At 35.9% G+C, this 12,876-nt stretch carries 6 protein-coding genes; all 6 read left to right on the top strand.

The window, feature by feature from the left end:
* Nucleotides 1–34: 34 nt before the first annotated feature.
* The 6 genes from ACO05S_RS02120 (at nucleotide 35) to ACO05S_RS02095 (ending at nucleotide 12,870) form a co-directional block, all read left to right on the top strand.
* Nucleotides 35–2,596 (top strand): thioredoxin domain-containing protein, encoded by a 2,562-nt coding sequence (locus ACO05S_RS02120; protein ID WP_421919897.1) that lies wholly within the window; start codon nucleotides 35–37, stop codon nucleotides 2,594–2,596.
* A 463-nt stretch (nucleotides 2,597–3,059) separates the two neighbouring features.
* Nucleotides 3,060–4,643 carry a hypothetical protein gene (locus ACO05S_RS02115; protein ID WP_421919896.1) on the top strand — a complete coding sequence of 528 codons (1,584 nt, stop codon included), beginning with the start codon at nucleotides 3,060–3,062 and terminating at the stop codon, nucleotides 4,641–4,643.
* A gap of 136 nt (nucleotides 4,644–4,779) precedes the next feature.
* Complete coding sequence (locus ACO05S_RS02110) at nucleotides 4,780–5,958, top strand: thioredoxin-like domain-containing protein (RefSeq protein ID WP_421919895.1); 1,179 nt, start codon at nucleotides 4,780–4,782, stop codon at nucleotides 5,956–5,958.
* A 1,174-nt stretch (nucleotides 5,959–7,132) separates the two neighbouring features.
* The gene (locus ACO05S_RS02105; RefSeq protein ID WP_421919894.1) at nucleotides 7,133–7,684 is read left to right on the top strand and encodes an RNA polymerase sigma factor; all 552 of its coding nucleotides are present in this window, start codon (nucleotides 7,133–7,135) and stop codon (nucleotides 7,682–7,684) included.
* 258 nt (nucleotides 7,685–7,942) lie between these two features.
* Nucleotides 7,943–9,130, top strand: a complete 1,188-nt coding sequence (locus ACO05S_RS02100; RefSeq protein WP_421919893.1) for a FecR family protein — start codon at nucleotides 7,943–7,945, stop codon at nucleotides 9,128–9,130.
* A 131-nt stretch (nucleotides 9,131–9,261) separates the two neighbouring features.
* The gene (locus ACO05S_RS02095) at nucleotides 9,262–12,870 is read left to right on the top strand and encodes a SusC/RagA family TonB-linked outer membrane protein (protein WP_421919892.1); all 3,609 of its coding nucleotides are present in this window, start codon (nucleotides 9,262–9,264) and stop codon (nucleotides 12,868–12,870) included.
* The last annotated feature ends 6 nt before the right edge of the window (nucleotides 12,871–12,876 follow it).

Below are 12,876 nucleotides of genomic sequence, written 5' to 3'. Positions count from 1 at the left end.
GTCTATTGTCTAAACATCTAAAAATCTAATAAGTATGAAAAAACAAATAATAGGAACACTCCTTATGGTACTATTCACCATAGGAGCTTATGCCGAAAAGACAAATGTAAAATTTACATTTAAAGGTTATGAAAGAGGGCAGTTGCAATTGGTTGCTTTGGGTAAACAACACAACTTAACTCCAAATGCTGAAAAAGTGGCTACACTTGAGCTGGATGTGACCAAAGCTTCATGGGCCCGCCTTTCTTATTTTGGTAGTTCATGCTGGTTGTATTTGTATTTAACACCGGGTAATGATGTAAGCGTGGAAATGGATTTAAGTGGGGAAATGAAAGGAGCGCCTAACCACTTAACTTACCCTTGTGAAGTGACATGTAATGATGGTGGAATCAACAAGTATTTGGTAAAGTTCCAAAAGGAAAACAGTGCCTTCTTTGGTTTACCATTTAAAGAAGAAGAGATGTCGTTGACAGGCAAAGCCAGAGCTGATCGTTTTGATGAGCTTATTAAGCATTACGAAAATGAAGTTGATGCAACAACTATACCTGCAGAGCACAAACCTGTGGTGAAATTATATACAAAATATGACACAGGGAATGGATTATTATGGTACATCTTTTCAAAAATGAGAGCAAGTCAGAACTATTATCAGGATGATGCCTACTATGAAAAATTGGAATCATTGATCGTTGATCAGCCTGTATTAATGGGATTAAAAACCTATATGGATTTTATGAAAGCTGCTGTTTTGTTTTCGTATGACCGAGGTGATTTAAGCCCATTGGAATATACCACAAAAGCAGTAGAAAAAGTAGCCGGTTTTAATGGACCTGTGAAATACGATATAATTGCTCCTTATGTGATGGAGTATGTTCAAAAGCATGGTATTGAAGGAACGGAAGAAATGCAGAAAATTTTATTCGCAACTTATCCTGACCCACGAGCTAAAGACTATTTTAATAAGTTTTTGGCAGAGTACAAAGGCTTGGAAAAAGGAGCACCATCGGCACCTTTTAATTACCCTGATGTAAACGGTAAAATGGTATCATTGGAAAGCTTAAAAGGTAAATTTGTGTATATCGACCTATGGGCTACCTGGTGTGGGCCATGTAAAAAGGAAATTCCTTTCTTGCAAAAGCTAGAGCACGAGTACGCTGGAAAAGACATTCATTTTGTAAGCATCTCAAGTGATAAACCAGAAGATGTTGAAAAATGGAAAGCCATGGTGAAGGAAAAGAACATGGGTGGTATTCAATTGCATGCCAATGGCGACCAGGAATTTGCAAAAGCCTATAAGGTACAAGGTATTCCACGATTTATTTTACTGGATAAAGAAGGTAAAATTGTAGAAATTAATGCACCACGTCCAAGCTCGGAAGAAATAAGACCATTACTGGATCAATTACTTAAGGCGGACAGTGAATTACCACAAGGCATCCGTTTTGAGCACGGAACTCTAGCTGAAGCATTTGCCAAAGCCAAAAAAGAAAACAAACTGGTGTTTGTTGATACCTATACCGAATGGTGCGGCCCTTGTAAACGCTTAAGCAAAGAAGTTTTCCCACAGAAAAAAGTAGGTGATTATTTTAACTCACGTTTTGTAAGTCTTAAGATTGACGCTGAAAAAGGGGAAGGAATTGAGTATGCTAAAAAGTACAAAATAAAATCTTACCCAACCTTGATGTTTTTAAATGCCAATGGTGATGTAATGTATCGAATAGGTGGCTTTACAAATGCAGATGGTTTAATTAACGATGCTAAGATTGCCGTAGACCCCTCCAGGCAATTAGCAGCACTGCAAAAACGATATGATGAGGGCGAGCGTGACCTGGATTTCATGTTCCAGTTATGTGAAGAGCTGGGCAAGAAGCGAATGATGGATGAGATTTATAAAATTGGCGCAGCCTATACGAAAAGCATTGAGGTGGAGCAATTGTACGACCCTAAGGTGTTTAAAATGGTCACTTGGTCCACAAAACTGGAATGGGAAGATGAAGCCTATCAGTTTATTTATAACAACTGGGATGAAATAATTGAAAAGACAGGTGTGCACCCAATGAGTCTGGAGCGTACAATGCGTGATCCTGCATACTTTTACTTGGTGAAAGTGGCCAAAGAATGTAATAGCATTGAAGATGTTGATAAGGCCATTGAACAAGTGAAAAAAGCCACAAAAATTCAAGACAAAGAGAAGCTATATGCCATGCATTATTTGGCAAAAGCCGATACAGATAAGTGGTATAGCGCACAGAAGAAAAGGCTGGATGGCGAAGTAGCGAAGGAAAACAACGGTAGAATGAGCTTCTATATGTTACAAATGGCTAAGGATATTGATGAAAATGATGTGTTTAATGGAACAAAAATGTGTAAAAAACTGATTAAAGAATTTACGCAGTTGGAAAAAGAATACGAGGAAAACTTCACCGATCATGCCTATAAAGGCCTTGTGCTTTTATACAAAGCGGATGGCAACAAGAAAAAAGCTTTGGAATATTTAGAAAAATACAAGGAAGAAGCTGATAAGAGGTTCAACAAGTCTAAAAAAGGATTGCCAGATTTTGTAACTGAATTTATAGAAGAGATTGAGCAGATGTAGGAGATACTTATTGGGTTTCACTAAATAGAATTTGTATAGTGAAGTAAATAGAGTTGGAAAGGCGTAAATGGAGTAATGATTGGAATATAATACAATGATTTATAACTTTTACGCCTTTCTTATTATAACGTGAGTTCGACTTAAAATTCTATCCACAGAAAGTTATATTAGGGATAGATTTGCATTAAAAATTTGGAAAGAATAGCGGGCTATTTTGAGGAATTTTTAATGTGAAGATGTCGTAAAGAGAACTTTCCATTATGTGTTTGCCTGCTTTCGGCATAAATTTCCTCAAATCTTCTTGAAATATCCCGATATTCCTTCGAAAATTTGAGAAAATTTCTATTCAAAATCAGATCAAACTGTGAACGAATTTTGCGTCGAACTCACGTTATTATATCTTGTGCCTGACTTTAATTTTTAATAACCCAAATATATTTTAACAAATAACAATACAAACAAAATGAAACAATTAAAAAACTTAGTAGTAATTATGTTGGCACTTTTAACTGTGGTGTCGTGTAAGCAATCTGAGAAAAACGAAGGATGGACCCTGAATGGTAAAATTGAAGGATTTGGGGATGGAAAGATAATTTTGAGTGTAATGACAGGCATAGATAGAGAGCAAAAATCTTATGAAGTCGAAGTTAAGGCGGATCAATTCAGCATCAGTGGCCCTGCTTTAGATGGACCAAAAATTGCCAGATTCAATTGTAAAGGTCCTACAAATGCAATCATTCATTTTATAATTGACAACGGTATCACCACTTACGAAGGAAAGATGGTTGAAAAGGAATTCGAGTTCAATGGAGTGGTAACAAAGAGAAATGAGGTTGAGGATATCAGCCTTAAAGGAAGTGTTGAAGTTGAACATTATAAAAAAGTAAAAGAGCTCATGCGTCCTTATGAAAACATGACTGAAAATGCAAAGATTGGAAGTGTAGAATGGACACAATTAGTAGAGAAAAAAGGGCGGTTAATATATGATATTAAACTGGATTTTGTTAAAAAACACCCTAAAGCGTTATATTCTGCAATCCTTCTTGAGGATTTGTCACGTGGAGAAAACGCTAAAGGAATGCAGGAGTTATTGGATTTGGTAGATCCTAACTTGAATAGTCATCACATTCAAAAGATGAAGGAATATATAAAGAATTCGCTTGATGTGGATATTTCAGAGGTAATTACAGCCAGTAATGTTTCATACAAAGTGGAAAAATCATATAAGGGCTCGTCTTATTTAGATATAATTTACCTGGGGGTGATGAACAACAATAACCTTTGTGCTCTGGCAAAAGACGGAATGCTTAACATCATCGATCCAACAGGCAAAAAATTAAATAGCTTTAAACCTGAACTAAAGGCTGTACCATCTACCATGGCCATTGATGCTTCTGACAATATTTACCTGATGGTGCCCGTACAAAAGGAAGTGACTACAAAATACAGAGGGAGAGCCATGACTAATGTTGAAACAGTTGGGTATAAATGTCATGTAATCGGAAAGAATGGTGAGCCTAAGAAAGTATTGGATTTAGGTGCGCTTAAATACGCTAGCGGGGCAAGAATAGCGAATAATAAACTATTAGTAGCTGACCTTAAAAGTAAAATAATAGCAGTTTTTAATTTGGAAACTGGAGCCAGAGAAGCGGCATTAGAAGGAATGCGACCATGTTGTGGAATTTTAGATTTCAGCGTAAATAATAAGAACGAAGTATTGGTAGCGAATCTTGGAGCTTTCCGTGTTCAGGCCTACGATTTAAGTGGTAAGCAACTGTTAGCATTCGGAAGAAGAGGTAAGTCGTTAAGCGATTTTCATGGTTGTTGTAACCCGGTAAGTGTGGCCTACTTATCAAATGGTGCCATTGTAACTGTAGAGAAAGATCCAACACGAGTGAAGGTGTTTAGTAATGAAGGAGCCAAACAAATTGAAGGAATTCAAGAGTTGGTTGAAGGTTGTAGTTATATTCCAATGATTGTTGACGCTAAGGATAACCTATACCTAGCCTCTCCAAAAAAAGGGATTGTAAAGTGTGTGTCGATCTAGATACTAAATTGATTTAAGGATTATACCCCATTCATACCACACAAGCGAACTGGTGTGGTATGAATACAAATTTTATTATAATATTCCATTGCTTTTTATAGAGCTAAATCACAATGTTTAACTAAATATTTCAATAATGAAAAAACTACTGTTTATCCTTATCGCTATTAGTTCAATTCTGGTGGCATGTAATCAAAACAAACAAGCCTTATCAGATGGATTCGTTGTAAAGGGTAAAATTAAGGGTATTGAAGATGGACAAGTTCTTATTCTTTCTGACTATAAGAACAACTTAGCTCTTGATACCTGTTATGCTAAAAAAGGTAAATTCTTTTTTAGTGGTAAGGTGGAGGAGCCTACTAAAGCCATTATCAGGGTATTTGTTACGAAAGATACCAAACAACTTGTTGACAAGCACACTGTTTTCTACATGGAAAATGTAGAATACAAAATTGAAACAGATTATGAGAATTTCAACTACGCTTGCTTTGAAAGTAACTCTAATGAGAATAACATTTATAATCATTATTTAAAAAGTACTGCCAATGATCGAAAACTATCTGATGCCTCTAGCAATCTCTGGAGAATGGATCCAAAACCTAGCAAGGAAGAGTCTGATAGCATACGTAAAGAGGCAGCTGAAGCCAACAAGCGAATAATGGAAGCACAAAGAAACTTTGCAAAACAACATGCCAATTCGTATGCTGCACTAGATCTCTTATTCTCTTATATTCAGAAAAATGAGCAGGCGAAAAAATACAAAAGTTTAGGTATAATAAGCTTTTCCATTCCTGATGAAGAATTAAAAGCTTTGTATAAAAAAATGTCACCCGAAATCCAGAATACTTCAACAGCGAAAGCTTTATACGAGTTATTGTTTAACAAACCTGCAGCAGTAGGTGAGAAATACATTGAGCTTGAAGAAACCTTTACCATGGATGGAAAACCTTTTAAAATTGCCGAGCTCAAAACAGATTACGTACTCATCGATTTTACCGGGGTAAACTGTGGATGGTGTAAAGTTTTTAATAAGGCCATTTTACCCCATTACGATGATATAAAAGATAAAGTAGAAATTGTGTCATTTTATACAGATACTGATAAAGAATCGATAATAAAGAGCACCCAAAAAGAAGGCTTGAAATGGATCATTGTTTCTGATTTAAAAGGTAATAGCAGTTTAAATAAACAACGCTACCGCATAACAGGTATCCCTGATTTTTTCCTGCTGGACAAGGACAGGAACATCATCAAACATCATAATGGATATAGCGAAGAGTTTGTGAATTACCTGGTGAAATTAGGGAAGAAGTGAGATAAAATTGAACAATTGTATGCAAATGATGGCGAGCAATTTGCAAGAGCTAGTGTGAAGAGTGTTAATAAAACGAATTAAAGTTTTTGAAAATATTTTTCTTTTTACAAGGCAAGGTTTACTGGCATAGCCGTAGCTACGGCGAAAAAGCTTAACGCAGTAGAAAGGAAAATAGGTCAAAAAATTAGTTCGGGGAATTAGCATTCTTTACACTAGTTAAGTTACCGTATTCAACGGTTCATTTTATCGGATATAGAGGAATTGTAGCTATAGTTTAATAAAGATAATAACCAACATGAATGCTTATAATTATTATTCACTCAAAATCATTCCGAGAGTTGATAAAATTAGTTTAGTTGGTTAGTTTGGAGGGGCCACAATTGGGAGTGGCTGCTCCTTTATACCTAAATAAGAGTTTCTGTTTTTTCAAATTTAACGATTTGGTTTAGGGATACTTTCTATAGCAATATGTTTAGGAAAGTATTTCGTTTGATTAGTTGGTAAGGAGCAAGCAGGTAAGGTGGCTTGCTCCTTTTTGCATATTGTAATGTGGGGTAGTAATTGAGAGCATAAAATAGGCAATTGAAACAGAGAAAATACCAAGTGGAATATCTATTTGATCAATTATTGGCATAAAAAATCGAATTGAGATCCTACTTTTTTCAATGGTGATAGTAAAACAATAAATTGAGATTGTACTTTTTTCGATTGAGATAGAAAATGAACTCAGGGGATGCATTGGGAAGCCAATTATTGGGTGCTTTTTTCAAATTGAGTTTGAAATTTGACCGAAGGGATGGGTAAAAAATCAAATTGAGATACTTCCCGACTTAAGGGAGGCTGAAAAATTCCCCAATGGCGAGTAAAAACCTTATCGGGGTCTGTATTTATAAAGGTTTTTGCTAGTCCTGATTTGCAATCAGGGCTTTTGGAGCATAGGATTTTAATCCGAAAAATAGAGATCTATAACTTCTTGCGAACATATTAATTACTTTGACAGAATTGGTTTTGGGTATAGAAAAGCAAAAAATAATTTGTTCTTCATTAAACATCAAGCGATAACAATTTTGTAATTGTTTTGTTTTTAATGGTAAGGAATAAGTATTAACTTCTATTGTGTTTTACAATCATTTTTTAAATTATCACAAGCTTTTCTATTTTTGCCAATTAAAATATGGAATTACGCGAAAAAATTATCATACGGAAATTAAAGAATGGCGACCAGTCAGGGCTTCGTATGTTGTTTGATATGTACTACATTCCACTCTGTGTTTTTGCCTATAAATATTTCGATTCCTACGAAAAGGCAGAAGATGTCGTACAGGAAGCTTTTATCAATTTATGGGAAAAGGAGAGAATGATAGCATTTACAGGCTCCTTAAAATCATATCTTTATAGCATTGTTCGAAACAATTCAATCAATCAAATCAAAAAGGATAATCGAATTCGCTTTGAAGAAATAGAAAATAGAGCTTTCGAAATCATAGAAGATAAATTCGAAATTCAGGATGTGGAGGAAAGAAAAGAAAAACTGTACCAGGAGGTTGATAAACTACCTTCGCAATGCAAAGCTGTTTTAGAGGCCATAGCATTCGATAAGATGAAATATGCCGAAGTAGCTAAAGATTTAAATATCTCAATTAACACCGTTAAAACCCATTATAAAAGAGCACTAAAGTATCTTCGCAGCAATTTGGATGTGTTATTGATGTTTTTCTGGGTTTAGATTATTTCCGGTATACCTTCTACAATAATCAGCTTTAAATTTTGAGACTATAGCTTTCCTTGTCTGCTTATATTTCGAGAAACAAGCAAAATAATACTACCTGTCTTTTTGATTTAATAATTTACGAGAGTAAGAGTGGTTGATATCAACTTTTCTAATTCTCTACTATATGCTATTTTAGAATAAAAATTAAAAAATCTTTAAATATTTGTCACCCATTTTAAGAAAACACACTTATACCTTTAAATAATGGAAGAAATGAACGATTCGCAGGAGCGTATATTAAATCTAATTCAAGAATACCAGCAAAGAAGTATTTCTGAAGCAGGTATGCAAAGGCTAAAAGAGTGGTTGAAAGAAGATGACATCCATTCGGAAGAATTTGCCAAATATTTGGCTCTGTTTAAAGAGAGCGGAACTTTTGGTAACCTGGATCATATTAGGAATGAGGAAGCTTGGCTAATTATCAACAAATCATTATCGAAATCTAAAAAGAAAACCAAAACCTTTAGATTGAAAATATGGTTGCCTTATGCAGCAGCGGTGGTAGTCCTGCTAGTCGGAAGTTATTTCATGATCAAGCACCACAGAAACGAATATGATTTTGCCAAAGATTACAATTTTACTGAGATATCTTCTGTAGGATCTAAAAAAGCTGTTTTAACACTTCAAGGAGGGCAAAAGGTTGTTTTGGAAGAAAGCACCGATAGTATCTTTGTAGAAACCGATGGAACTTTAATTCAGAAAAATGAGACTAGTGAATTGGTATATGACAATAGTTCTTCTGTAAACAACGAGGTTATATTCAATCAAATAGACATACCACGAGGTGGTGAGTATTCGGTGGTTTTAGCTGATGGTACCAAAGTTTGGTTGAACTCGAAATCGAGTTTGAAATTTCCCGTAAAGTTTGTAGGAAATGTAAGAAAGATTACCCTAACAGGTGAAGCTTATTTCGAAGTAGCACACAATCCGGATAAGCCATTTATTATCGAATCGCATGATACAGAAATAAAGGTGTTAGGAACAAGTTTTAATTTAAGCTCATACGATGATGAAGAATATATTGCAACTACTTTGGTTGAAGGAAGTATAGAAATAAGTTGTTTGGGCAATAAAGAATTGCTGAAGCCAGGTTTTCAGGCGATACTTAAGAGAGGTGATAATAAATTTAAGGTAGAAAAAGTAAATGCTGCATTGTTTACTTCATGGAAAGACGGAGTGTTTCGATTTAAGGATCAGTCATTAGAGGAGATTTGTCACCAGTTAAGTCGATGGTACAATGTTGACTTTTTCTTCACGGATTACAGATTTCGTGATTATAGGTTTACCGGTGCAGCCAAAAAAAGTAAAACGCTGGATTTTACATTGGATTTGATTGAAAAAGTGGCAGATGTGCAATTTGCCATAAAAGATGATAAAATTATTGTAGGAAAATCAGAATAAAGATATTGTGCTTTTCGACGGCCATCGATAAGTACATAAAAACAGGAAATGCGGCCACATTTCCTGTTTTAACAAATAAATAACGAACCATTGATGATACAATGGTAATATTAACTCTAGACCACAAAGTTATGAAAAAAAACCTTATGTGGAGGTGTATATCACCTACCATTTTTAAAGCCATGCTTTTTGTGAAACTAAGTTTGGTTTTAATTCTTATTAGCAGCTTGCAACTTACTGCATCTGTTCTTCTCGGACAACAAGTTAGTGTGAAAGTTAATGCGTCTTTAGCGGATGTGTTAGAGGATTTAAATGAGCAAACCGGCACTTATTTCATGTACAATGAGAGTGAAATAGATGATGATGCTATGCTTAAGTTGGATATGATATCTGCCAGTCTTGAAGAAGTGTTGGATGAGATTTGCACACAAACCCCTGTAAAATACGAAATCGTTGAGGATTTTGTAATTCTTACAAAAAATGAACCTGATTCTGAAACCATTGAAGTTCAGGAAAAGAAAACCATTAAAGGTAAAGTAACTGATGAAGATGGAAATCCTCTGCCAGGAGTATCTATTGTAATTAAAGGTACCACTATGGGTGTTGCTACCGATATTGAAGGGAATTACAGTTTGGAACTGGAAGATGATAATGTTGTTTTGATATATTCTTTTGTGGGGATGTTATCTCAAGAAATTAGAATTTCAGGACAAGTATTGCAGAATGTAAGTTTATTGCCAGATAGTGAACAAATTACGGAGGTAATGGTAACTGGTTACGAAACTATTTCTGCTGAACGGGCTACAGGTTCGTTTAAAAATGTTAACGTAGAAAACATGTTGGAGCAAAAAACTGCTGACAACGTGTTAGTGCTTATAGAAGGTGAAGTGCCTGGTTTGCTTATGGAGGAACCTACTTATAATAACGAAGGCGCGACTCCCAATATTGTATTGAGGGGTATCAATAACTTTGCCGGGCGCAATGATGTAAACCAATACATGCCATTGGTGGTAGTCGACGGATTTCCAATAAACGGGATTTCCGGTGGTACAGAATCAACTATAAATCAAGATGATGTTTATCAGATACTGAAGAACATAAGTCCCACAGATATTGAGAGTTTTACAGTGCTGAAAGATGCTGCTGCTGCTTCTATCTGGGGATCGCAAGCGGCAAATGGTGTAATTGTAATTACCACCAAAAAAGGTGTTAAGTCGAAAAAGCCAAATGTTACCTTCACTTCTTCAGTAACATTTAAGGATGTTCCTGATTTAAAAGATGACTACAGAATGTCGATGGATACCTACCTTGAATTGGAAGAATGGTATGCCAATTCAGGAAGACTAAGGGCTCCATCAAAATATAATACCAGAGCAAACAGTACAGCATCTCAAACTTATTACGATTTGGCACAAGGGGCAATCACCCAAGGAGAAGCCGATGCCATTATTAATGAGTTGAAGAAAAATGATTTTCAAAAAGAATACGCCGACCTGTTTTTAAGAAGATACACTCAGCAACAGTATGCTGTTTCTGTAAGTCAGGGTAGCGATAAATATCAATACTATGCATCCTTAAAATACAGAGACGAAATGAAGTCTGAAAAGGGGCAAGGTAATCAGGAATATTCGGCATTGCTTAATCTGTCAGCACAGCTTGCAAAAGGTGTAAAGTTTAGCACTAAGTTAAGCTATTCAAAAGCAGATAGCCAAAACAATGGACCAATGCCGGAGTCAGTTTTTCAGCCTTACGATAGAATATTGGACGATAACGGAGATTATGTAAATATGACTTATCGTCACCACCCAATGTTTGTGGATCAATGGATGGCAGACGGGCGACCATACGACTACCATTACAACATTAAAGAGGAGTTTGAGTTAAGTGATGATACTCGTAAGGTTCGAAACAATGTATTCCAGGCAAAACTGGATATCGACCTGATAAAAGGCTTAAAAGCTGAATTAAGCTATAATTACCAACACGGTTATAGCGAAAGACGAGTATTTCAAAGTGAAAAATCATACTTTGTAAGGGATAGGATTAATAGATCAGCCATTTACGAACCTATTGATCCAAGCAGACCATGGGCTGGAGTACAATATACTGGTGAAACTTTCTTTCCACTAGGTAATAACTTGGAAGGAGAATCTGCATCCAGATGGTCGAATGCTTACCGCGGGGTACTTAACTATTCGGGTTATCTTGATGCTGATAAAGAACATTTTGTAACGGCAATTGCTGGTATGGAAATGTCAGAAGAAAAAGTAGAAGAGCGCACATTTGAGGAGTTAATGGGCTACGATCCACAAGCTGTTTCTTATATAACTTACAATAAAGTTGGAGACTATATTGATTGGAGAGGAAGAACCAATAGGGGAGTTTATGGATCAGACTTTGCTGATTTAAAATTGGATAGAGACAGGTACGTTTCTACTTTTACCAATGCTGCTTATACCTTCAAAGAAAAGTATACTGTAACAGGTAGTTGGCGTTTAGATGACTCAAATTTATTTGGATCTTCAAGTAAATACCGTAATGTGCCATTATGGTCAACCGGATTGAAGTGGCGCATGGGAGATGAAAGCTTTATGGATTTACCTTTCCTTAACCGCTTGGATCTTAGAGTAAGTTATGGTATTGGTGGTCGTATAGATAGAGGTTCTTCGCCTTTCTTGACTGTTTCGAAGTGGAACGACCGATACACGAACCTACCTTATGCAAGTGTACGTACTTTTGAAAACGAGGAATTGCGTTGGGAGAAAACAACAACTTTTAATGCAGGTGTTGATTTTGCATTGTTTAATAATCGTCTGTCAGGGTCGATAGAATATTACAATCGCTACTCGGATGATGTGATGGGAGCTGTCGATATGAATCCAACCTCTGGGGTTAGGACTATGGGTAGAAACTATGCTGAAATATCCAATAAAGGTTTTGAATTGTCGCTGAATTACAATGTCTTGTCAAGAAAGGATCTAAGATGGAACATGAGCATGAATATGAGCCATAATAAAAATAAGATAGAAAAATTTGATGGCGGTGGTGAAAGTGTTTCAGGCTGGGCAGGTCGAGGTTGGGAGCAGGAAGGCTACTCATCAAGTAAATTGTTTGCCTTTAAATGGGCTGGACTTTCTGAAACAGGTGAAGCCCAGGTGTACGATAAAGATGGCAATATTGTAGGTGTTAATGATGAATTGGCAACAAAAGACGACTTGGAATATATTGGTGATGCAACGCCTAAATTTTTCGGTTCTTACCGCAATTCAGTTAGCTACAAAGGATTTTCTCTTGATGTATTACTTTCGTACAAATTGGGTCATAAATTCTTCAGGAATACATTTAGTTCTACAACAGCATCTAGAGCACTTATGTATGGTGGAAATATACACGAAGATGCAGCGTTGAGATGGAGAGAGCCAGGTGATGAGGCATTTACCGATGTGCCTGCTTTAACTACTTCTAATGGAAATGGTCGTCTTTATGAAAGATATTCTAATCATTTGGTGGAAGATGCTTCTCACATCCGTTTGCGTTCTATTGGATTAACTTACCAATTCGATAAAAAACTTTTTGAAAATAACTTTATCAAAGGTATTACTATAGGTGCAAATGCGCGTAATCTTGGAATTCTTTGGAAAGCAACAGACAAGGATATTGATCCTGATTACAATAATTACGGGAATACCCGTAAAGGTGGTAAAGCAATGTATTCGTTTAATCTAAAAGTTAACTTTTAAACTGAA

It is taken from the genome of Marinifilum sp., from assembly GCF_965230805.1.
GTDB lineage: Bacteria > Bacteroidota > Bacteroidia > Bacteroidales > Marinifilaceae > Marinifilum.
The sequence above is the reverse complement of the archived record's forward strand: the minus strand, read 5'-3'. Positions and strand labels throughout refer to the sequence as shown.

Excerpts from the sequence above, each read along its gene's own strand:
- ACO05S_RS02100 (WP_421919893.1), top strand. The coding sequence starts at position 7,943 with ATGAACGATTCGCAGGAGCGTATATTAAATCTAATTCAAGAATACCAG.
- ACO05S_RS02115 (WP_421919896.1), top strand. The coding sequence starts at position 3,060 with ATGAAACAATTAAAAAACTTAGTAGTAATTATGTTGGCACTTTTAACT.
- ACO05S_RS02095 (WP_421919892.1), top strand. The coding sequence starts at position 9,262 with ATGAAAAAAAACCTTATGTGGAGGTGTATATCACCTACCATTTTTAAA.
- ACO05S_RS02105 (WP_421919894.1), top strand. The coding sequence starts at position 7,133 with ATGGAATTACGCGAAAAAATTATCATACGGAAATTAAAGAATGGCGAC.
- ACO05S_RS02110 (WP_421919895.1), top strand. The coding sequence starts at position 4,780 with ATGAAAAAACTACTGTTTATCCTTATCGCTATTAGTTCAATTCTGGTG.
- ACO05S_RS02120 (WP_421919897.1), top strand. The coding sequence starts at position 35 with ATGAAAAAACAAATAATAGGAACACTCCTTATGGTACTATTCACCATA.